Origin of the sequence: Sorangium sp. So ce119 (assembly GCF_051524405.1) — a bacterium.
In the GTDB taxonomy this organism is placed as follows: Bacteria; Myxococcota_A; Polyangia; order Polyangiales; family Polyangiaceae; genus Sorangium; species Sorangium cellulosum_G.
Genome location: NZ_CP150310.1, coordinates 2,980,413 through 3,001,828, shown reverse-complemented (window position 1 = coordinate 3,001,828; position 21,416 = coordinate 2,980,413). Strand labels below are relative to the sequence as shown.

Sequence of the window (21,416 nt, the reverse complement as noted above, 5' to 3'; positions counted from 1 at the left end):
AGCGAGCGTCTCCGCAGCAATCCAGGGCGCACAGCGGAGACGGACGCGCCGTCAACGCAGCACGTATGTCCACGGGCCGAGGGCGAACATGGACGCCACGGACGGGGTGCGGTACACGCGGGGGAAGACCGCATCGGCACCGCAAAGGAATCATCCATGGGCAAGTTCACCGTCACGAACGAGATCAACTGCAACATCGATACGTTCTGGAAGCTGTTCCTGGACAAGACCTTCAACGAGGAGCTCTACAGGAAGGAGCTCGGTTTCCCCGAGTACACCATCACGGAGCAGTTCGAGACCGAGAGCGAGATCGTCCGGAGGTCGGCCGGGAAGCCCAAGATGAACTTGCCCGGCCCCGTGGAGAAGCTGCTCGGCTCCGGCTTCCGCTACACCGAAGAGGGCAGGCTGAACAAGGCGACGAAGGTGTGGACCTTCAAGCTGACGCCAAGCACCCTGGCGGACAAGATGCGCAACGAGGGCGCGGTGCGCGCCGAGGCGATCGGCGACAACAAGACGCGTCGGATCGCCGAGCTCGTCATCGAAGCGAAGGTCTTCGGCGTGGGCGGCATGATCGAGAGCAGCGCCGAGAAGGAGCTGCGGCAAGGGTGGGAGCAGAGCGCGGTCTTCATGAACCAATGGATCGCCCAGGGTAAGGCGGTGTAGCCGCTCCCGCACGGACCGCTCGACCAGACCTCGCCACGCGCACCCGCCCGCCCGAAGAAGGCGGCGCCCGACAGATCACCAGGTAATCCCCGACGAACGGGCATGCCGAGGAGCGACCGTCTCGCCGTCCATCCGTGTCCTGACGAGGACACGAACCCGGACGTTCGATGCGAAAGCGAGAGATCGGCGCGGTCGACTCTTGCCGATCGGGGGGACGTGCAGCAGGGCCCCGGGCATGGAGCACGTGGTCATCATCGGCGCCGGCTTCGGCGGCCTCTACGCGGCGCGGGCGCTCCGGCGCGAGCCGGTGCGCGTGACCGTGATCGACCGGCGAAATCACCACACGTTCCAGCCCCTCCTGTATCAGGTCGCGACGGCGGGGCTGAGCGCGAGCGACATCGCCGCGCCCATCCGGCGCGTCCTCCGCAAGCAGAAGAACACGAGCGTGCTCCTCGCCGACGCGACGGCGATCGACCCTGTCCAGAAGAAGGTGATCTTCGAGGACGGCGAGCTCGGCTACGACACGCTGATCGTGGCGGCCGGGGCGTCCCACTCCTACTTCGGCCATGACGAGTGGGCGGAGTTCGCGCCGGGGCTCAAGACCGTGGAGGACGCGCTGGAGATACGCCGGCGCGTGCTCCTCGCCTTCGAGGCCGCCGAACGCGAGACCGACCCGGCCCGGCGCGACGCGTGGATGACGTTCGTGGTGGTCGGCGCCGGCCCCACGGGCGTCGAGCTCGCCGGGGCCCTCTCGGAGCTCGCCAGGCACACGCTCCTGCGCGAGTTCCGGCACATCAACCCGGGCGAGGCGCGCATCATCCTGCTGGAGGGGGCAGGACAGGTGCTGCCGTCGTACGTCCCGGAGCTCGGAGAGAAGGCGCGGAGGCAGCTCGCGGCGCTCAACGTGGATGTGCGGACCGACTGCCGCGTCACCGGGATCGACGAGGAGGGCGTATCGATCGGCGACCGGCGGATCGAGGCCAAGACCGTGCTCTGGGGGGCCGGCGTGGCGGCGTCCCCGCTCGTCCGCACCCTCGGCGTGCCGCTCGATCGCGCTGGGCGCGTGCTGGTGCAGCCGGACCTGACGGTGCCCGGCCACGAGGACATCTACGTCATCGGCGACCTCGCGTCGGTGAAGCAGGAGGACGGGACGCCCGTGCCGGGCGTGGCGCCCGCGGCCATCCAGGAGGGGCGCCACGCGGCGCGCAACGTCGCGCGCACGCGGCGGGGGCAGCCGCGGCTGCCGTTCCGCTACCGCGACCGGGGATCGATGGCGACGATCGGGCGCGCCGCGGCCGTGGCCGACTTCGGCAAGCTGAAGCTGTCCGGGTTCATGGCGTGGCTCGCGTGGCTCTTCGTCCACATCCTCTTCCTGATCGGCTTCCGCAACCGGTTCGTGGTGCTGTTCTCGTGGGCCTTGTCGTACCTGACCTACGAGCGCGCCTCTCGCCTGATCACGGGCGAGACCCCGCCCCTCCTGGAGGCCCCCCACGCCCGGGAGCTCGAGCTGCGCAAGGACGACGGGGCCGCCAGGGGCCAGCCGATGCCCGAGCACGCGCGTACCTAGCGTCGCGCTCAGCCGCTGTGTCTGCAGGGCGATCGCCTGCGCGGTTTCGCCGCCCGAGAGCAGCCGCGCGTGGAGCACGGGCGCGCACAGCGGCGACTTGCGCTCATCTGGACGTTTGCGCGCGAGCTGCGTTAGCGTCGTTGACCATGCGAATTCATCCCGGACAGGACGCCACCGCGCACCTCTCGCGAGCTCTCTTCGCCAGCGCAGCACCTCTGGCCGCACTCCTGCTCAGCGCCTCCTCCGCCTTCGCGCAGGCGCCTCCTGCGGCGTCCGCACCGGCGAGCGCGTCCGCCCCTCCGGGCTCCGCCCAGGCCCAGCCCGCCCCGTACGGGGCCCCCGCGCCGTACGGCGCTCCCGCCCCCTACGGGCAGCAGCCCGGCTACTACCCGCCGCCTGGATACGCGCCGCCCCCCGGCTACCCGCCCCCCGGGTACGCGCCGCCCCCCGGCTACCCGCCCCCCGGGTACGGGCCGCCCCCCGGCTACCCACCGCCGCCCGGCGCTCCCCCCATCGGGCCGAGGATCATGAACTACGAGGAAGGGCAGGCCATCCCGGAGGGCTACCGCGTCGAGCCGAGGGCGCGTCGCGGGCTGGTCATCGGCGGCGCCGTGACGTTCGGCGTCACCTACGTGCTCTCGGCGATGGTCGGGCTCGTCGCGGAGGCCGACGATCGCGCCCAGGGCGGCAGCGGAGCGAGCTACATGCCGCTCTACATCCCGCTCGCCGGCCCCTTCATCACCATCGGCACCGCGGACGCCAAGGGCGGTGGCGTCTTCATCCTCATGATCGACGGGCTCGCCCAGGTCGCCGGCGCCGCCATGTTCATCGGCGGCATCGCGGCGCCCGAGAAGAAGCTCGTCCGCAACGACGTCTCGCTGTCGGTCAAGCCGATCGTCTCGGCCGACACCCTCGGGCTCGGCGTCTCCGGCTCGCTCTGAGCGCGCGCCGCCGGCGCCCTCGCTTCACGTCACGACCGGCGGCGTCTCGTCCATCGTCTTGACCGCGCGCTTGGCCCGGCGGCGCACGTCGACGTGCAGCGACTCGTCGAAGTTGATCGCCGAGAACGCCGCGCGCGCCTCGATGTTCTTGCCGAGGGCCGCGTAGGCTTCGGCCTCGTTCCAGCGCAGCTTCCAGTCGCGCTTCGCGAGATCCGAGAGCTTCGCGGCGTCGGCGATGATGTCCGGGTAGCGCTGCTGCTTGCCGAGCTCGCTCCAGTACTCGGCCCTGAGGTCGTCGTCCTCGGGCGCGAGCGCGACGGCCGACGCGAAGCCGGCGAGCGCGTCGTCGATGCGGCCCGCGACGAGCTCGGCGCGGGCGAGCGAGCGGCGCGCGCCGGCGCTCTCGGGGTGCGCCGCGACGAAGGCGGCGAGCGCGGGGATCGCCTCGTTGACCTTCTGGATGTCCGCGGGATCGCTCGGCCAGAACCGGAGCGAGAGCGCGGCGAGGTCGCCGGGGTCGCCCTCCAGCGCGCGCTCGATCGCGGCGGGGGCCTCCTCGCCACGACCGGCCTGCGCGAGGCACTTCGCGAGCTCGACCCACGCGCCCGACGAGGACGGCGCGTCCTTCGCGTAGGCCTGGGCCGCGGCGAGCGCCTCGTCGAGGCGCCCGAGCGCGCGGAGCGCGGCGATCCGCGCGAGCTGCGCGCGCTCGACGCTCGCGCCCTCCGCCGCGGCGACGGCGCGCTCGGCGGCGGCCAGCGCGACGTCGTGGCGGTTCTCGCGCTCGTGGTAGGCGAGCTGCTCCAGGTAGAAAGCGCCGTCGCGCGGCGCCGCGTCCCACTGGCCGGTGAGGTACTCGAGCACCGCGTCGGAGCGGACGTAGACGAGCGAGGCGGCGTCGCGCGGGTTCTCGTAGATCGGCACGAGCACCCCGAGCTGCACCATCGCGTCGAGCGCGGGCTGGCAGTCGGGCTTCGCCTCGAGCGCGAGGACCATCTCGTCGAGCGCGGCGTCCTTCTTCTGCATCGCCAGGTGCACCTGCCCGACCGCCACGTGGTAGTCGGCGTCGCCCTGGAACGTCTTCCGGATCGCCTGGAAGCTCTTCAGCGCCGCGGGGTGATCGCCCATGTTCGCCTGCGCCGAGGCGAGGTTCAGCCGCGCGGCGTGGTCGTCGGGATCCATGGTGACGATGCGCTTGAGCGCCGAGATCGCCTTCTCGTAGTCGCGCTCCCCGAACGCCTTCTGCGCGCGCTCCCAGACCGGCGCCTTGTCGAGGAAGGCCTCGAACTGCGAGACGAGCGTGCTGTTCTGCTTGCGCCAGACGCCGCTCTTGCCGGGCTCGGAGTTCGTGAGGAAGTCCTTGATCCACTTGCGGGCGGCGTCGATGCTGAGCCCCTTGTCGGCCAGCCCCTCGAACTCGCCCCGAGGCACCGGCATGCGCGCGGGGATCCCCTGCCGGCGCGCCGTGTTCTCGTCGAGGCCGATCAGCACCCAGTCGCCTTGCTCGCTCATGATCAAGGACGGTAGCCGCCGTTCCCCGCCGGGATCAAGCGACGTCTCGGCGCGCCGCGCCCGCGCGGCGGAGGCGCAGCGGAGCGCGACGGCGAGCGCCGGGACGGCGCTTCAGGAATAGAGCCAGGCCAGGAGGACGAACGCCGCGAACGCCGCCGCCGCGACGGCGACGACGATCGTGCGCGGCACGCCGAGGAGCATCGGCCGGACGCTCGCCTGAAACGCGATCGCCTCCACGGAGCTGGGCGGACTGCTCGGCACGTCGACGCCGGACGCGCCGCCCTGGACGATAGGCGGCGCGGCGGCGGTCCCGGCGGCGGCGCCCCTCGCGGGGGCCGCGGTCGCGGTCCGCGGGGCCGGGGGCGCGATCCGCGGGGCCGCGATCGGGTCCTGGGGCGCGGGAGGAGGGCTCTGCGGGGGCGGGCCGAGGTCCGGGGGCCGCGACGTCGCGGGCGACGCCAGGTGCTCCAGGCCGAGCTGCGCCAGGATCGCGTGCTGCTCGTTGCCCCACGCGACAGGTCCAGCGGCCGCCTCGGACGCGAGCGTGAGCGGCGCCGACATGACCTTGTGCATCGCCCGCTCGAGCGTGAGCGCCTCGTCGAGGCGGCGCGACGCGCGCTCTGCGCCGGAGCTCGCGGCGAGGCGCAGCGCCTCGGCGGCGATCGACGAGATGTGGGCCGCCACCTTGGCGACCGCCAGCTTGCGCTCCGCGTGCGCGACCGCGAAGCGCGCCTCCTCGCGGAGCCGCAGCGCCTCGGTCGTGAGGCGGTCGACCTCCACGTCGAGCTGCTTCTCGCCCTCCGGCGCGCCGTGCGCCGGCGCGGCAGCCGCCGCGTCGCGCTCCGCGGAGAACGTGACCGCGGTCGTCGAGCGCGGCGGCTCGGGCTGCGGCGGCCTCGCGGACGGCGGGCGGGGCTCGCTGTCCAGCGAGGTGATCGAGCCGTACGACGGCTGGCTGTTGCGATGTCGTCCGCTGACGGAGCTGGCGGACGCGGGGTCTGCGCGCCCGCGGCCGTTGCCCCCGACGACGACCGTCTTCTCGTCGGCCGCGTCGGACGACAGCGGTCCGCGCAGGCGCGCGCCCTCGTCCGCGATGTCTACGCGGCGGGTCGTGGCGCTCGAGGGCAAGGGGGAGGACGTGACGCCGCCGCGCGAGTCGAAGTCGGTCGGCTCGTCTTCGTGGACGCGCTCCTGTGCGCGCGCCGCTTCCTGAGCGCGCTCCGCGCCGCCGGTGCGGAGCCGGTCGGGGGCGCCCGCTCCCCTGTCGCGCGCGGCGTCGACGAGGGGCCGGCGCGGGATCGCCGTCGTGGCCGAGAGCGAGGGGCGCGGCGCCTTGTCGACGCCCGCGAAGCCGCCGGAGACCGCGCGCTCGAACCAGCGCATCTGCCTCATCGCGTTGCGCCGCACGAAGCGGCCGAGCGCCTCCTCGTTGCCCTCGAGGTACCCATGGCTGCGCAGCCAGCCCTCGAGCCGCGCGAGGATGTCGTCCGCGCTCTGGAAGCGCGACGACGCGTCCTTCTCGAGGCAGCGCATCACGATCGCCACGAGCTCCTTGTCGATCTTCGGCCGGAGCTCCCGCAGGTCGGCCGCGGGCTGCGTCGTCAGGGCCCGGAGGAGCTCGTAGTCGCTGGACGACGGCCACGGGTGCTTGCCCGAGAAGAGCTCGAACAGCACGACGCCGAGCGAGAACAGGTCGGAGCGCTTGTCGGCGGGGCCCCCGCGGGCCTGCTCCGGGGCCATGTAGGTCGTCACGCGCCGGCGCGCCCCGACGGCCGTGGTCATGACGCGGAGCGAGGATTTCGCGAGCCCGAAGTCGGCGATCTTCACCTCGCCCTGGAAGCCGACCAGCACGTTGCCGGGCGTGAGATCGCGGTGCACCAGGTTGAGCAGCTCGCCGGCCGGCGAGCGGAGCTCGTGCGCCGCGGCGAGCCCGCGGCAGAGCGTCGCGCCGATGTGGACGACGAGCCGCTCGGAGAAGACCTCGCCCGTGTCGAAGACGGTCTTCATGAGCCGCGCGAGGCTCACGCCCTGCACGAGCTCGACGGCGAAGTACGACCCCTGCTCGTCGTTCCCCCAGCCGGCGACCTCGACGACGTTCGGGTGCTTGAGCGCCGCGGTCGTGCGCACCTCGTCGAAGAACCGGGTGGACACCGCCGGATCCTCGGCGAAGTGCGGGTGCAGCCGCTTGACGGCGAGCAGCTCCCCTGGCCGGTTCGGACCGACCGATCGGCAGAGATCGACGCGGGTGGTCGCCCCGGACGCGATCTCGGCGAGGAACTGAAGCGAGAGCGCGGCCGGCGCGGGCTCTGGGAGCCGAGACATGCGCGCCTCAGTCTAGCGGGCGAGAGCCCTCACCGGAAAGGGCCTCAGACGCCCGCGCGCGCCGCGGCGATCGCCGCGGGGACCCCGGAGGGGGTGGCCTTGAGGTGCACGTCCAGGTGGTCATCCTTGGTCTTCAGCGCACGAACGCCGAGCACCGGCGCGCAGATGCGCAGCGCGCGGGCGACCATCGGGTTGCCGCCGATCGCCGGAATCTTGAGCAGATCCAGGGTGATCCTGTCGTCCTTCGCGTCGATCAGCGCGGCTGGCCGCTTTGGCATGAAGGACACGAAGTTACCGGGCTTGTTCAGATCGATCGCCCCCGAATTAATGAGCCCGGCGATGGGCGAGCTCTCGTCGCCCATCACGTGGAGCTTGAGGTCGGCGATCCGCAGGCCGACGCGGATGGCGTCCGCGCATACATCGAGCTCCTCGGCGTACACGGCGAACGAGGCCCGGATCGGGGCGCCCATGGCCTTCACGGTGAGCGCGAGGCGGAGGCCGGGCGGCGCGGCCTCGATCACGATGTCCTTCGGCGCACGTTTTCCGCCGCTGAGCTCCCGCGCCAGATAGCGCAGCGCATCGATCGGGACGCCGAAGCGCAGGCCGAGCGCGCCGCGCAGCGCCCTCACGATCTCTTCGGGGTGAGCCTTGAGGTAGTCGCCGGCGTGGCGGAGCAGCAACTTCGGGCTGGGCTTGGGCATCGTTGGGGCAGCTACGATTGCCCGGAGTCCGGCCCGCACGCAAGGGCCGAACGCGACCGCAGCGAGGTCGTCGGGCCCCCGAAAGGCCGTTGTTCTATCGGGGGCGACTCGGCCACACTCGGGCGCGATGCACATCAAGATTCTTCTTGTCATGGCCACAACAGCGTTCGCGATCGGCTGCGGCTCGGCCGACGCGACGCTCGGGAGGGCGCCGGGCGACGAGCCGACGGGCGGCGATACATCGAGCCAGGGTGGCGGCGACGGCGGGTCGACGGACGGCGGAGAAGACCAGGGCGGCAGCGGCGGCGACGACTCGAGCGGCGACGGCGGTGAGCTGTCGGCGGGCGGCGATGTCTCGAACGGCGACGACGGCGATGGCGGCGATGACTCGAGCGGCGGGGGTCCGGGCGTCGTCCTCTGTGGCCCGCCTCCGGCGTGCAACGCGGCGCCGCCGGATCCCGGCGAGGAGCTCTCATGGAACCACCCGACCTCGTACATCATCTCGGCCGCGGGGAGCCCGAACCACCGCGGGCGCGACCTCTACCTGGCCCCGGATGATCCGCAGTGGATCCTCGGCAAGTTCGCCTACGGGCTCACCGACAAGGACCTCAAGGGCGAGCGGGTCGACATCTACCTGCTCCGCGGCTGCGACGGCGCCTGGGAGCGCCTCGGCTCGGCGACAACGACGGAAGGCGACTCGGCGCACGCCGAGGTCGAGGGGGTCAGCGACAGCGGCGGCCGCGTCTACTTCCAGATCCCCGAAGCGCAGCGGCTCGGTCCGGGCAGGCACCGGGTCCACCTGGTCGTCCGCGGCGACCTTTCCAGCGCCGAGCTCTTCATCGAGGTCGTCCCCCGGGGGACGCCGATGTTCGTGAGCGACGTCGACGGGACGCTCACCGGCACGGAGACGGAGGAGTTCACCACCCTGCTCACCGGCCTGCTGCCCGACGTGCACCCGCACGCCACGGCGGCGTTCCACCTGCTCACGTCGAAGGGCTACCGCCCGATGTACCTGACCGCGCGACCGGAGTGGCTCGTGCAGCGCACGCGCGACTTCCTCGAGGCCTACGGCTTCCCGCCCGGCATCGTGCACACGACGCTCGGCCTGACCGGCGCGCTGGGCCAGAGCGCCGCGGAGTACAAGACCGCGGAGCTGCAGCAGCTCTTCGACACAAGGGAGATGCGGCTCGCCTGGGCGTTCGGCAACACGAAGACCGACGCCGAGGCCTACGACAACGCCGGCGTCATGCCCCTCGGCCGGCGCGTGTTCTACCAGTTCGACGACGACGCGTACGGGGGCCGGCGCATCGACGACTACGCCGAGCTGTTCGACGAGATCGAGGCGCTCCCGAGCCTCTGCGACTGATCCGGGGCGGCGCGCCGGCGCGTCAGCCGGGCGCCTGCTCGGTCTGGACGCCGCTCGCCGGCGGCTCCGAGGCCGTCGCGGCGCCGGCCGGCGCCTCCACGCGGCCGCCGATCGATCGGAGCAGCTCGCTCACCGCGGCGTGGGCGCGCTCGCGCAGGTCGTTCACCCGCGCGCCCTCGCGGCCGTCCGGGGACACGGTGAGCGGCGCGCCGATCCGGACGCGGACGCGCCGCATCGTGCCGTCGCCCGTGTCGATGGCGCCCTTCTTCATGAGCAGGTGCGTGCCGTCGATGGCGACCGGCACCACGGGCACGCCCGCGCGGACGGCCGCGTAGAACCCGCCGTTCTTGAACGACCGGAGCACGCCGTCCTCGCTGCGCGTCCCCTCCGGGAACACGAGCAGTGGCTTGCCTTCCCGGAGCACCTGCTCGAACCGCGCGATCGCCTCGGCCGCTGCGCGGGTGCCGACCGTGCGATCCACCGGCACGTGGCCCGCGAGCTGGAGGTGCCAGCCGAGGAACGGGATCTTCATGAGCGAGCGCTTCGCCGCCCACTTGAAATCGCCCGGGAGCACGGCGCCGAGGGCCAGGATGTCGAGCACGCTCTGATGGTTGGAGCAGTAGACGAACACCCCGGAAGGGACGTTCTCGAGGCCGCTCACCTCGACGTCGATATCGAGTGCGCGCGCGCTCGACTGGCACCAGCGGCGCATCGCCCAGAGGCTCGCCGAGCGCCGCGGCGTGAGGGGACCCAGCGTCAGAGAGACAGTGCCATAGGCCATGGTCCTGACGGCGAACGGGACCCATTGTCGCGTCGCCAGCCATGCGCTCCTGAGATCCATACTACAGCGCTTACCACTGTCCCTGAGTGGCGAAAACGCGTAGCGACTTGCGCACTTGCGCCGCGCTGGCCGCCGTGCTGTGCGCCTGCGTCTACGGGCCGCGCGGCGGCGTGAGCAACCCCCAGCCGACGGTGATGGGCCTCCCGGCGCGCTCGAACTTGACGGTGTACAGGCCCGTCTCCTCGGCGCTCTGCACGACCGCGGGGCGCAGCGTGCCCACCCACTCGGCCCAGACGCTCGCCCCGATCTTGAGCTGCGGCTTGATCGGGATGGGTCGCAGCGCCGACTCGTCGGCGATCAGGGCCGCGCCGCCGTAACCGAGGGCGAACCACCGCGCGGAGCTGCTGGCCAGCGACGTCAGGACGGCGCCCGGGTCGGCCGCGGGGCCGCCGAGCCGCGACACGAGGAGCACGTGGCGCCACGTCTCGCCGTCCTTCCATGCCGCGAAGTTGCCAGGGACGAGCCCCTCGGTCTGCACCACGAAGCGCACCCCCTTGAGCTGCGCGAGCGGGGTGCGCGGGTCCATGTCGGTGTAGCGGACCTCGAGCTTGTCCTTCACGAAGCGGGTGATGACGGCGTGCTTCATCACGCCGTTCCACTCCGTGAGCACCGGATCGTGGGGACGGAGGCGGGGCACGTCGGGCACGGGGACGACGTAGCCAGGGTGGACCTTGTAGGAAGGGCCGCCCTTCGCCTCGATGATCAGATCGTCGCCCTCGAAGCCGACCACGGTCGCGGCGTACAGCACGAGCGTCGATCCGAGCCTGGCCCCGGCGAGCATCCGATCCGAGAAGGTGAACACGCGGCGGCCTGGATCGAGCTTGACCGGATACGCCGGGAGGCCGAGCGGGTTCGACGCATGCGCCGCGCCGGTCGGCGCCGGGGTCTCTGCGGACGGAGGCCGCGGCAGCGCCGCGAGCGAGGCGAGGGGCGGGCTCTGGGAGGGCGTCGGCGTCGGGGTCGACGTCGGCGCAGACTCGCACGCGACCGCGGAGCACGCCGCCAGGAGGCAAGCGAGCGCTGCGACCGCGGCGCGGCCGCGCGGCGCCGCTGTCCCGCGACGTCGCTTCGCGCACCTCTGGCGGTCCTCCGCGGCGGCGCGCCCCGGCCTGCGGGACCCGACCCCGAGGCCGCCGGGACATCGGTCAGCCATCGGGGGCGAGCATGGACCGCGGAACGGGCGGCGGCGAGCAGAAAGGGACAGGGCCGGCCACGCGACGAGGGCCTGCTCTGCCAGCGCGGTCGCCGTTCACGCCGGAGGCCGGGCGCGCGGGTGCGGCGGCGCGCGGCTTTCCGCGCGACGCGCGCGGCGCCGCCTGCGCTAGCCTGCCGCGCATGAAGCGCGCGTTCAGCGTCGATGAGCTCAAGCAGACCGCGCCGCGCCTCGCCGTGGAGCGCCGCGCCGTGCGCTTCCAGGACGTCGACGCGGCCGGCATCGTCTTCTACCCGCGGGTCCTCGAATACTTCAGCGACGCGTACATGGTCGCGCTGAAGGAGCGGGGCATCGACGTCCCGGGCCTGATCGCGGGCGGCGCGCTCAAGCTGCCGCTCGTCCACGCCGAGGCCGACTACCTGCTGCCGCTCCGGTTCGGCGACGCCGTCGAGGTCGAGGTGCTCGCGCCGAAGCTCGGCGATACGTCGTTCACGGTGGGCTACCGCGTGACGACGGCGGGCGGGATCGCCGCGGTCGGGCAGACGGTGCACGTGTGCATCGATGGCGCGCGCTTCGTTCCGCGTCCGCTCCCGGACGACCTGCGCAACGCGCTGGGGCTCACCGCGCCGGGCGACGGCTCCGGCGCGGCGCCCCGCTAGCGCGGCGGGAACGGGGCGAGCGCGGCCGCGAACCGCGCCGCCGCGCCGGCGCGATCGAGCTTGCCCGCGGCGGTGAGCGGGAGCGCCGCGGCGGCGCAGAGGCGCCGCGGGCGCTTGTGCGGGGCGAGCCGCGCCGCGGCGGCGGCCGCGAGGTCGTCGAGCAGCGCGGGCGGGAGCGCGGCGCCGTCGAGCGCGCCGGGCGCCCCGTGGTCGGGGACGATCGCCGCGGCGACGACCTCGCCCCAGCGCTCGTCCTGCACGCCGAACACGACCGCGCCCGCGACGCCCGCGCAGGACGCGAGGACCTGCTCCACCTCGGCGGGGTAGACGTTCTCGCCGCCGGTCACGATGAGATCGCTCCGGCGCGCGGCGACGTGCAGCCGCCCGGCGGCGTCGACCGCGCCGAGATCCCCGGTGCTGAACCACCCCGCGCCGTCGACGAGGAGCTCCGGCGCGCGCTCCGGGCCGCGGTAGTAGCCGCGGAACAGCACGGGGCCGCGGATCTCGATGCGGCCCACGCCGTCGCTGCCGGCGCCCGCGATGCGCAGCTCGACGCCGGAGATCGGCGCGCCGGAGCCCGGCTCGCGCGTGCGCGGATCGCGCGGGCGCTGGACGGTGACCTGCGAGCACGCCTCCGTGAGGCCGTAGGTGGTGAGCGCGGGGACGCCGCGGCGCGCGCACTCGTCGAGCGCCCGCTCCGGAGCGCCCGCGCCGCCGACGAGCACCGCGCGCAGCCGGGCGAGGACGTTGTCGCGGTCGGCCTCGAGCAGCGCGAGCAGCATGGTCGGCACGACGGAGAGGAGCGTCGCGCGGTCGCGCGCGATCGAGGCCAGCACCGCGACGGGATCGAAGCGGGGCACGAGGACGACGGCGCGCCGCGCGAGCAGGCAGCGCGTCACGATCGAGAGGCCCCCGACGTGGCAGAGCGGCATGCAGAGCAGCCAGCGATCGTCGTCGCGCACGCCGAGGTTGGCCGCGCTCGCCTCGGCCGCGGCGAGGAACGCGCGGCGCGGGAGCACCGCGCCCTTGGGGCGCCCGGTCGTGCCCGAGGTGTAGACGATGGCGAGATCGCCCGAGGGATCCGGCGGTACGACGCCGGCCTCCCGGGCGATCTCGAGGGCCTCGGCGGCGCGCGGCCCGCGCTCGCGACGCGCGGCGAGCTCCCGTCCGGCGTCGTCGAGCAGGGCGGCGAGCTCGGGCTCGCGGAGCACGAGGTCCGGCCGCGCGTCGTCGATCAGGAGCCTCGCCTCGGCGGTCGTGAGCCGCGGGTGGATCGGGACGAGGACGGCGCCGAGCGCGAGCAGGGCGTGGAGGACGACGACGGTCCCGAGCGCGTTCGGGGCGACGAGCGCCACGCGAGCCCCCTGCCCCACCCCCGCGCGGGCGAGCCGCGCGCATACGGCGCCGACCGCGGGAGCCAGGTCGCCGAAGCGGAGGGCGCCGCCCGGGCCGACGCGGAGGCCGGGGACGTCGAGCGCGGGCGGCGTGTCCGCGTCGCCGCCGCCGTGCACGAGCGCCGTCCGCGCCGCGACCGCGGGGTCGCGCACGGCGTCGAGGAGGCTCAGGCCCTCCATCGTCCGACCCCGAGGCCCGGCCGATCGCTGGGCCCGATCAGGCCGCCCTCGCGCAGCTGCGGGACGCGGACCGCGGGCCACGCCTCCAGGCCGGCGTGCGCGTCGAGGCCGCACGCGAGCGGAGCGCGCGGCAACGACAGCGCGAGCTCGCACGCGGCGGCGAGCGCGATGGGGCCGTCGAAGAGGTGCGTCACCACGGCGTCGAGGCCGCGCGCCTGCGCCCTGCAGCCGAGCTCGTGCGCGCGCAGCAGCCCGAGCATCGCCGGCTTCAGGATGAACGCGGCGCAGCCCTCCGCGTCGAGAAGGCGCTCCGGCATGCCCTCCACCGCGAGCGACTCGTCCGCCGCCCACGGGACCTCGCACGCGCCGAGGTGGTGGAGCAGCTCCGGCGCGACCGGCTGCTCGACGAAGCGGGGGCGGAGCGGCGCGAGCAGGCCGAGCCGGCGGGGCGCTTCGTCCAGCGACCAGGCCGCGTTCGCGTCGAGCCGGAGCTCGACGGCCGGGTGCTCCCGCCGGAGCGCGCGCAGCGCCTCGAGATCGCGCGCGAAGCCTTCCTGCCCGCGGGAGCGGAGCTTCACCTTGATCGCCCCGACGCCGCGCCCGGCGAGGGCGCGGGCGCGATCGAGCATCTCCGGCAGCGCGGCCGACGTCGTGAGCAGCCCGTTGACCTGGACCTCCTCGTAGCGCCGGTGCCCGCCGAGGCACGCGGAGACCGGGACGCCGAGGCGCTGGCCGAGCAGGTCGAGCAGCGCCGTCTCCAGCGCGAAGCGCGCCGCCGGAGCGCCGCGCAGCCGCGAGGACAGCGGCGCGAGCGCGCGCTGGATCGCGAGCACCGTCGCCGCCGGCGCCGCGCCCGCGGCCGGCGCGTCGCGGGGCAGATCGATCGGGCCGAGCGCCCCTGGCAGCTCGGCGAGCGCGCGCTGGTCGTCGTCGGCCGACTCGGGCGAGAAGCCGGGGAGCGGCGTGGCCTCGCCGACGCCCACGCGCCCGTCCTCGTCCGTGATCGACAGCACGAGACCCCGGCGCGCGCCCTCGAGTTCGACGAGCTCAAGGCTGGCGGCGGCGACGCGCATGCTCGCTACAGCCCCGCGGCGAGCCCCAGCGAGAAGAGCAGCGCGTAGGCGAGCAGCAGCTTCGCCGTCCCGGCGAGGCACTCGTTGAGCGGGCGGCCGTCGGTCGTCGCCAGCACCTGGAGCAGGCGCACGGCGCGCAGGAACGTCGCGAACACGAGGAGCGTCCACGGCCGGCCCTCGCTCACGGCGAGCGCCACGGGGACGGCGTAGGCGACCGCGAGGAGCATCGCGTATTCGAGGACGCCCGCCTTGCGGCCGAAGCGGACGGCGAGCGTGCGCTTGCCGGCGACGACGTCGGTGTCGCGATCGCGGACGTTGTTGACGACGAGCACGGCGGTGGCGAGGGCGCCGACGGGCACCGCCGCCGCCCATGCGAGCGGCGGGACCGAGCCGAGCTGGACGAACGCCGTCCCGCAGACGGCGACGAGGCCGAAGAACACGAACACGAACACGTCGCCGAGGCCGTGATAGCCGAGCGGATACGGGCCTCCGGTATAGGCGACGCCGGAGAGGATCGACGCGACGCCGATCGCCACGATGGGCCACCCGCCCACGAGCGCGAGGTGCACCCCGAACGGCAGCGCCAGGGCGATCGTGACGAGGAGCCCGACGCGCACCTGGCGCGGCGTGAGCAGCCCCGCCTGTACGGCGCGGGTGGGGCCGAGCCGCTCGTGCGTGTCGGCGCCCTTCTCGTGATCGAACACGTCGTTCGCGAAGTTCGTGGCGATCTGGATGAGCATCGCGCCCGCGAGCGCCGACAGCGCCGAGCCGAGCCGCATACCGCCGAGCGCGTAAGCGACCGCCGTGCCGACCATGACCGGCGCGAGCGCCGCGGTGAGCGTCGCCGGCCGGCACGCGAGGAGCCACGCCCGGAACGAGCCCGGCCGCACGCCCGCCGCGACCGCCGCCCCGGCCGCCTGGGAGGCCGCCGCCGCGCTCATGTTCCCCTCCCCTGCCGGCGGCGACGTCGCCCGCCCGCGGCGGAGCGATCGCTCCCGCGCCGCGCGGTGGCCTCGCGCGCGAGGTCCTCGGCGCCGGAACTCCTGTTCGCGTTGACCTGGCTCATGACCGTGGCTCCCTCTCCCTCCGCAAGCTCGGGTTGTCGGCGCGCGCGCCGCTCATGAAGGCTGGAGATCGGCCGCCGACGGCGCGCCGATCAGCGCGGCGACCTCGCGGCGGACATCGGACCAGAGGCGCGCGACGCGGGCGGCGCCGTCGTGGGGCGGAACCACCGCCTCGATCAGCGTCGCGCCAGGCCGCTGGTGGGCGGCGGCGAGGGCGCGGGCGAGCCCCTCGGCGGTGCCGGCGCGCTCGTACGTGAGCCCGAACATCGCCGCCGCGGGCGCGAAATCGAGGTGCTGCGGCATCGTGAAGCCGCGGTCGAGCAGATCGGCGCCTCGCCCGGCGATCGGGAGGTGCTCGAAGATGCGGCCGCCGTCGTTCTGGACCACGACGACGACGAGCGGCGCGCCGCGCTCCCCCGCCACCTTCGCGGCGAGGAGCAGGCCGGTCAGATCGTGCAGCAGGCTGAGGTCGCCGAGCAGCAGCGTGACCGGCTCTGCCGCGGCCGCGCGGGCGCCGGCCGCCGCCGACACGAGGCCGTCGATCCCGCTCGCCCCGCGCTGGTGCAGGACGCGCAGCGCGCGCCCCGACGGCGGGCAGTACGTATCGAGATCGCGCACCGGCATGCTGTTGCCGATCGCGAGCAGCGAGCCCTCCGGGCACGCGCCGGCCACCGCACGGGCGACCTCCCCCTCGGTGAGCTCGTCCCCGGCGCACGCGCGCGCGGCCAGCGCCGCCGCGAGCTCGCCGGCGCGCGCGAACGACGCGGCCCACTCCCTCCGCGCGCGCCCCAGGTCCCCCGCCGCCCCGGCGAGGCGCGCCGCGAGCCCCTCGCACACGTCGACGGGCTCGGCCATGACGAGCGCGGCCGCGGCGCTCGTCGGATCGTTCCAGCCGTGCGGAGACACCACGAACCGGCGGCAGCCCGCGTGCTCGGCGATGTAGGTCGCGTACCCGGACGAGGTCGGCGGGGCGCCGATCTCGAGGAGAAGATCCGGCGCGTTCGCCGCGCGGAACTCGGGCGCCCGCAGGAACGAATCGAACGAGGCCGGCATCACGACGCCGTCGGCGACGCCGCCGAAGTAGATCTGGCTGGTGCCCTCGGCGAGCACCGGGAAGCCGGTCGCCCGCGACAGCGCGAGCACCGCTCGGCGCGCCCGCGCGTCGTCCTCACGGCTCGGGGCCGGGCCGCAGACGATGAGCCCCCGCTCGGCGCGCGCGCAGCGCGCGGCGATCTCGTCGAGCGCGCGCGCGTCGACGCCGGCGCGGGCCGACACGACCCGCGGACCGGCGCGGCGCATCAGCGCCTCCCACTCGGCCTGCCACGGCTCGGGCCCGGCCACCTCGACCGGCTCGAGCGGCTTGCGGAAGCGCGCGTTGATGTGGACCGGCCCCGGCGTCGGCGAGAGCGCGCGCGAGACCGCCTGGGCCGCGATGCGCGCCACGGCGCGCAGCGCGAGCGGCGACGGATCCGGCAGCCCGATCTCGGCGAAGTGACGGACGTGGTCCCCGAAGAGCTTGATCTGATCGATGGTCTGCGAGGCCGCCGCGTCGGCGAGCTCCCACGGCCGGTCGGCGGTCACCGCGATGAACGGGGTGAAGCTCTGGTGCGCCTCGATGATCGCCGGCAGGGCGTGAGCGCCGGCCGTGCCCGAGGTGCAGACGAACACGCTGGGCCGGCCCGTGACGCGCGCCTGCCCGAGCGCGAAGAACGCCGCGGCGCGCTCGTCGATGACCGCGTGGCACCGCACCTCCCCGCTCTCCATCGCCGCGAGCGCGAGCGGCGTGGAGCGCGACCCCGGGCAGAGCACCACGTCGCGCACGCCGGCCTGCGCCAGCGCGCGGACGAAGAGCTGAGCCCAGGCCGAGTGGAGGTTCGAGCCGCTCACCGCGATCCTCCGCGTCCTTCCCGCGCGGGCACGTCAGCCCCCCTCGGGCGTCGCCACGAAGAGGCACACGACGCCCATCGTGAGCGGCTCCACGCGCAGCACCCGCAGCCCCGCGCCGCGCATCTGCTCCGCGAACTCGTCCGGCGGGGGGAACCTCGCGATCGAGTCCTGCAGGTAGCGATACTCGTCCCTCCCGGAGATCGCGCCGCCGATGTACGGCACGACCGTGTGGATGTGGAAGCGCGCGAGCTTGCTCATGAGCCCCCCGCGCGGCTCGCTGAGCTCGAGGATCGCGACGCGCCCCCCGGGCCGCGTGACGCGCGCCATCTCGCGGAGCGCCCGCGCGCGATCCGGGACGTTGCGGATCCCGAACGCCATCGAGATCGCGTCGACGCTCGCGTCGCCGAGCCGCAGCTGCTCCGCGTCGCCGACCTCGAGCTCGACCCGCCCGGCGAGCCCCGCGGCCTCCACCTTGCGGCGGCCGACGGCGAGCATGCCCTGCGAGGGATCGACCCCGATGACCTTCACGTCGTGCGTCTGCGCGATCGCGATCGCGAGGTCGGCGGTGCCGGTCGCCAGATCGAGCACCGTGGCGCCGGGGACGAGCTCGAGCGAGCGCACCGCGCGCCGCCGCCAGCCCTGATCGAGCCCCATCGAGATGATCCGGTTCAGGAGGTCGTACCGCTCGGCGATGCCGTCGAACATCGCGCCGCTGCCCGCGCGCCGCTCGCCGCGCGGCGCCTCGTCTCGCTCCATCTGGCTCATGTCCCGCCCTCCACCTGCGCCGCGCGCTGCCCCTCGCCGCGCTCCGGCGCGAACCGCTTGCCCTCGCCCGACGCCGGCGCGGCGGCATCGCCGCTCCCCGCCGCCGGGGCGCCGGCGAGCCCGCGCTTCCGCTCGTGGAGCCGCATGTGGCCCCGCTGGATACCCTCGCTCGCGAGCGCGCGCAGCGCCGCCAGGTTCGACGCGAGCCCGACGGAGGCCAGCACCACCGCGAGCTCGCGCGCGCCCTTCGCGCCCACGAGCTGCAGCGCCGCGCGCACGCCGGCGTGCACCTCGGTCGAGCCGCCCACCGTGCCGACGGCGAGCGGCAGCTCTGCGCGGCCCACGAGCCCGCCGGGCACGCGCTCCCACGTGCTGAGCGGCCGGTACTTGCCGCTCAGCGCCGCGTACGCGTGCGCGCCCGCCTCGATGGCGCGGAAGTCCTGCCCGAGCGCGACCGCGGCCGCGTCGAGCCCGTTCATGAAGCCCTTGTTGTGGGTGGCCGCCCGGTACGGATCGAGCTCCGCGAAGCGGCTCGCCCGCGCGATGCCGCTCGCCACGTCCGCGCCGCCGAGCGCGTCGTCGCCGACCGTGGCCGTCACCCGGACCAGGCGGCGGACGGTCAGGTTCGAGAGGATCCGGAGCCCGAGCGTCCCGCCGGCGATGCGCTGCACGAGCGGCGCCACCGCCTCCGCCACGGTGTCGACCAGGTTCGCGCCCATGGCGTCGCCGACCTCGACGTAGAGGTGCACCACGAGCACGCCGAGCTCCGCCGAGAGGACGCGCACCTCGACGTCGCGGCAGCCGCCCCCGCGCGCCACCATCCTCGGGATCGCCGCGTCGCCTGCCGCGAGGAGGCTCTCGCGCGCCGCCGTGAGCCGGCGCGCGGCCTCCTCGACGTCCGGCACGTCGTCGAGCTGGACCTGCGCGGTCATGATCGGCGGATCCGCCTCGCCGGAGAAGCCGCCGGACAGGCGGACCATGCGCGCCGCGTTCGACGCGGCGGCGATCACGCTCGGCTCCTCCACCGCCATCGGCACGAGCACGTCGCGCTGATTGACGCGGAAGTTCAGCGCGAGCCCGAGGGGGAGCGCGTGCGTCGCGATGACGTTCTCGCACATCCGATCGGCCACCGCCGTCGGCAGCCCGCCCCCGCTCGCGAGGTGCGCGAGCGCGTCCTCGTCGAGGAGGCCGAGCGCCTGGATCGCGCGGAGCCGATCCTCGAGGCACCGCTTGTAGAAGCCGCTGATCCGGCTGGAAACGTTCTGGCTCATCGGGCGCCTCCGCGCGTCGCCTGCGCTCGCGTCGACCGGGCGCGCCCGGCCATGTCGTCCACGGGCGCCGCGCGTTGCATCAGGGAGATGGTCATCGCCGCTCACCGCCTCCGCCGGGGGGTCGACATCGCGACCCCCTCGAGCGCCGCCTTCGCCGGGCTCTCCGGGAGCGGCTCGATGCTCCGCACAGCGTCCCCGCAGAGCCGCGCCGCGAGCTCCAGGCAGTCGTCCACGACGTGCTTCTCGACCATGATGCGCGCGATGCGCCGGCCGAGCTCGGGCTCGACCGCCGCGTCCTCCGTCGCGCAGTGCGCCTCGAGGGCGGGCGTGAGCTCCCGGTCGCGCTCCATGGCGAGCAGCAGCGGGTACGTCATCTTGCCCTCGCGCAGGTCCGTGAGCAGCGCCTTGCCGGTCGCCTCCGGATCGCCCGCGAAGTCGAGGACGTCGTCGACGAGCTGGAACGCGACCCCGAGGCTCGTGCCGAAACCCTCGAGCGCCTTGCAGAGCGGCTCGCTCACGCCGCCGGCGCGCGCCCCCGCGAACATCGCCCAGCGGAACAGCGAGGCCGTCTTGCCGTCGACGATCTGGAAGTACTCGCTCGTGCTCGTGCGGACGCGGCCGCGCGACGCGAGCTGGAGCGCCTCCGCGATGACCATCTCCTTGATCACCTGGAGCACCCGCTCGAGCACGTCGGGCATGCCCACCGCCTGGATCTTGCAGAGCGCGTCGAGCAGGAGGTAGTCGCCGCCGAAGATCGACGCGGCGTTGCCGTAGATGACGCGCGCCGCGTCCGCGCCGCGCCGGCGGTCGCCGAGATCGACAACGTCGTCGTGGAGGAGCGTCGCGTTGTGGACGAGCTCGACCGCCACCGCGAACGTCCGCGCGGCCTCGTTGAACCCGCCGCCGATGTGGGAGGCCAGGGCCACGCAGATGGGCCGCAGCCGCTTGCCGCTGATCCCGAGCAGGTGCCGCGCGCTCTGGTGCGCCGGCGTGTCCCCGTCCAGCCCGACCTTCGACAGCGCGCGCTCGACATCCTCGAGGTCCCCGTCGAGCAGGCGCCGGAGCTCCGCGAGGCGTGCGGCGAGCGAGTCGAGCCCGCGTCCAGCGCACATGCCTCCGAGGCTCGAGACGACATCGCTCCGCTGGACCGCCCCAGTAAACGTTGTTGTCGCAGTCATCCCATCTCCACCTGGATGCACGAGCGCACGCTGTTCCCCGCACCGCGCGGGGCCCACGTAGCGGTCGAGCCGTCCGAAATCACGAGCCCGCTATGCGCCTCGCCGGGACCGCACGGCGCGGATCGGGAACCGGACCAGATCCCCGAACCGCGAGAAATCCACGGTCCTGCTCTTGATGAACCCGTCGAGCGCCGTCTGCGCGACGATCACGAACGAGAGGAGCCGCTCCACCCGATCGAGGCTGAACCTGGCCGCGTCGGTCGGCGGCAGGCCCTCGAGCAACGCGGAAGCACGCTCCAGCCGTTCCCTCACGGAGTCGGCGATCAGCCGCTCGCGCTCGGCGAACACCTTGGAAATCATCTTCCAGAAGTCCGTCTCGGCCTCGAAGAACTCCTTCCGCTCGCCCGGTTTCCATACCCTTCGTACTACACCCCACCTCTGCAGTTCTGTCAGCGACATACTCATCGCGCCGGAAGAAACCTGCAGGCGTTCGCCGATCTCCGCGGCGGACAGGGCGCCGCCCGCGATGAACAGGACGGTCCAGATCCGCCCGAGCACCCGGCGAAATCCCCAGTGCTCGATGACATCGCCGATCGCGTCCGCCGCGAGCAGCTCCGCCTGACGGTGGATGTCGGCTGAAGAGCTCATTGAACTTTCAAAATTCTCTGAAGGAACTGTGTGGGCCAAGCTGGACCGGCGTCAAGACGCTCCCGACCGTGCTCAGCAAGAAACGGACAGGCGCGGCTGTAGCGCGACCCGCCCGGCGCGCCTTCCGGCTCGGCGGCCGTCGCACGCCGCCAAAGGCGGCAGCCCTTCGCCTCGGCGCGGACCGCGCGTCGTCGGCGCCGCGTGTGGGAGCCTCGGGCTACCGTCGGCCAC

18 protein-coding genes are annotated in these 21,416 nt (G+C 74.0%); 5 read left to right on the top strand and 13 right to left on the bottom strand.

Annotated features, from left to right (window positions below; translation table 11 throughout):
- Positions 1–156 precede the first annotated feature (156 nt).
- From WME76_RS11410 to WME76_RS11400, 3 genes are all read left to right on the top strand, one after another.
- Complete coding sequence (locus WME76_RS11410; protein ID WP_437960162.1) at positions 157–663, top strand: DUF2505 domain-containing protein; 507 nt, start codon at positions 157–159, stop codon at positions 661–663.
- A 235-nt stretch (positions 664–898) separates the two neighbouring features.
- Complete coding sequence (locus tag WME76_RS11405) at positions 899–2,230, top strand: NAD(P)/FAD-dependent oxidoreductase (protein WP_437960161.1); 1,332 nt, start codon at positions 899–901, stop codon at positions 2,228–2,230.
- Positions 2,231–2,376: 146 nt separating this feature from the next.
- Positions 2,377–3,171 carry a hypothetical protein gene (locus WME76_RS11400; RefSeq protein ID WP_437960160.1) on the top strand — a complete coding sequence of 265 codons (795 nt, stop codon included), beginning with the start codon at positions 2,377–2,379 and terminating at the stop codon, positions 3,169–3,171.
- 24 nt (positions 3,172–3,195) lie between these two features.
- Here WME76_RS11400 and WME76_RS11395 read toward each other — a convergent pair whose 3' ends face one another.
- The 3 genes from WME76_RS11395 to WME76_RS11385 all read right to left on the bottom strand — a co-directional run bounded on the left by WME76_RS11395 (position 3,196) and on the right by WME76_RS11385 (position 7,706).
- Positions 3,196–4,683, bottom strand: a complete 1,488-nt coding sequence (locus WME76_RS11395) for a tetratricopeptide repeat protein (protein ID WP_437960159.1) — start codon at positions 4,681–4,683, stop codon at positions 3,196–3,198.
- 111 nt (positions 4,684–4,794) lie between these two features.
- Entirely contained in the window at positions 4,795–7,005 is a 2,211-nt protein-coding gene (locus WME76_RS11390; protein ID WP_437960158.1) for a protein kinase domain-containing protein, read from the bottom strand.
- A 44-nt stretch (positions 7,006–7,049) separates the two neighbouring features.
- Positions 7,050–7,706, bottom strand: a complete 657-nt coding sequence (locus WME76_RS11385; RefSeq protein WP_437960157.1) for a hypothetical protein — start codon at positions 7,704–7,706, stop codon at positions 7,050–7,052.
- 151 nt (positions 7,707–7,857) lie between these two features.
- Here WME76_RS11385 and WME76_RS11380 point away from each other — a divergent pair, with 151 nt between their 5' ends.
- Complete coding sequence (locus WME76_RS11380; protein WP_437960156.1) at positions 7,858–9,072, top strand: LNS2 domain-containing protein; 1,215 nt, start codon at positions 7,858–7,860, stop codon at positions 9,070–9,072.
- Positions 9,073–9,094: 22 nt separating this feature from the next.
- On the opposite strand, the gene WME76_RS11375 is transcribed toward WME76_RS11380, so the two are convergent.
- Both WME76_RS11375 and WME76_RS11370 read right to left on the bottom strand, forming a co-directional pair.
- Positions 9,095–9,784, bottom strand: coding sequence for a lysophospholipid acyltransferase family protein (locus tag WME76_RS11375; RefSeq protein WP_437960155.1), 690 nt, complete (start codon positions 9,782–9,784; stop codon positions 9,095–9,097).
- A gap of 220 nt (positions 9,785–10,004) precedes the next feature.
- A complete protein-coding gene (locus WME76_RS11370) occupies positions 10,005–11,066 on the bottom strand; it encodes a hypothetical protein (RefSeq protein ID WP_437960154.1) in 1,062 nt (353 codons plus the stop codon).
- A 182-nt stretch (positions 11,067–11,248) separates the two neighbouring features.
- On the opposite strand from WME76_RS11370, the gene WME76_RS11365 reads away from it, so the two are divergent.
- Complete coding sequence (locus WME76_RS11365) at positions 11,249–11,725, top strand: acyl-CoA thioesterase (protein WP_437960153.1); 477 nt, start codon at positions 11,249–11,251, stop codon at positions 11,723–11,725.
- Here the strand turns inward: WME76_RS11365 and WME76_RS11360 are convergent.
- From WME76_RS11360 to WME76_RS11325, 8 genes are all read right to left on the bottom strand, one after another.
- On the bottom strand, positions 11,722–13,299 hold the full coding sequence (locus WME76_RS11360) for an AMP-binding protein (RefSeq protein ID WP_437960152.1): 1,578 nt from the start codon (positions 13,297–13,299) through the stop codon (positions 11,722–11,724). The two genes, WME76_RS11365 and WME76_RS11360, sit on opposite strands and share 4 nt — an antisense overlap.
- Positions 13,287–14,372, bottom strand: coding sequence for a mandelate racemase/muconate lactonizing enzyme family protein (locus WME76_RS11355; protein ID WP_437960151.1), 1,086 nt, complete (start codon positions 14,370–14,372; stop codon positions 13,287–13,289). The genes WME76_RS11360 and WME76_RS11355 overlap by 13 nt, the downstream gene beginning before the upstream one ends.
- 5 nt (positions 14,373–14,377) lie before the next feature.
- The gene (locus WME76_RS11350) at positions 14,378–15,313 is read right to left on the bottom strand and encodes a 1,4-dihydroxy-2-naphthoate polyprenyltransferase (protein WP_437960150.1); all 936 of its coding nucleotides are present in this window, start codon (positions 15,311–15,313) and stop codon (positions 14,378–14,380) included.
- Positions 15,314–15,490: 177 nt separating this feature from the next.
- Positions 15,491–17,323 carry a 2-succinyl-5-enolpyruvyl-6-hydroxy-3-cyclohexene-1-carboxylic-acid synthase gene (gene menD / locus WME76_RS11345; protein WP_437960149.1) on the bottom strand — a complete coding sequence of 611 codons (1,833 nt, stop codon included), beginning with the start codon at positions 17,321–17,323 and terminating at the stop codon, positions 15,491–15,493.
- Between the two features lie 33 nt (positions 17,324–17,356).
- Positions 17,357–18,088 carry a bifunctional demethylmenaquinone methyltransferase/2-methoxy-6-polyprenyl-1,4-benzoquinol methylase UbiE gene (gene ubiE, locus WME76_RS11340; protein WP_437960148.1) on the bottom strand — a complete coding sequence of 244 codons (732 nt, stop codon included), beginning with the start codon at positions 18,086–18,088 and terminating at the stop codon, positions 17,357–17,359.
- Positions 18,085–19,359 (bottom strand): hydroxymethylglutaryl-CoA reductase, degradative, encoded by a 1,275-nt coding sequence (locus WME76_RS11335; protein WP_437960147.1) that lies wholly within the window; start codon positions 19,357–19,359, stop codon positions 18,085–18,087. The genes ubiE and WME76_RS11335 overlap by 4 nt, the downstream gene beginning before the upstream one ends.
- Positions 19,360–19,460: 101 nt before the next feature.
- Positions 19,461–20,471, bottom strand: a complete 1,011-nt coding sequence (locus WME76_RS11330) for a polyprenyl synthetase family protein (RefSeq protein ID WP_437960146.1) — start codon at positions 20,469–20,471, stop codon at positions 19,461–19,463.
- Between the two features lie 156 nt (positions 20,472–20,627).
- The gene (locus WME76_RS11325; protein WP_061616620.1) at positions 20,628–21,185 is read right to left on the bottom strand and encodes a GbsR/MarR family transcriptional regulator; all 558 of its coding nucleotides are present in this window, start codon (positions 21,183–21,185) and stop codon (positions 20,628–20,630) included.
- Positions 21,186–21,416 lie beyond the last annotated feature (231 nt).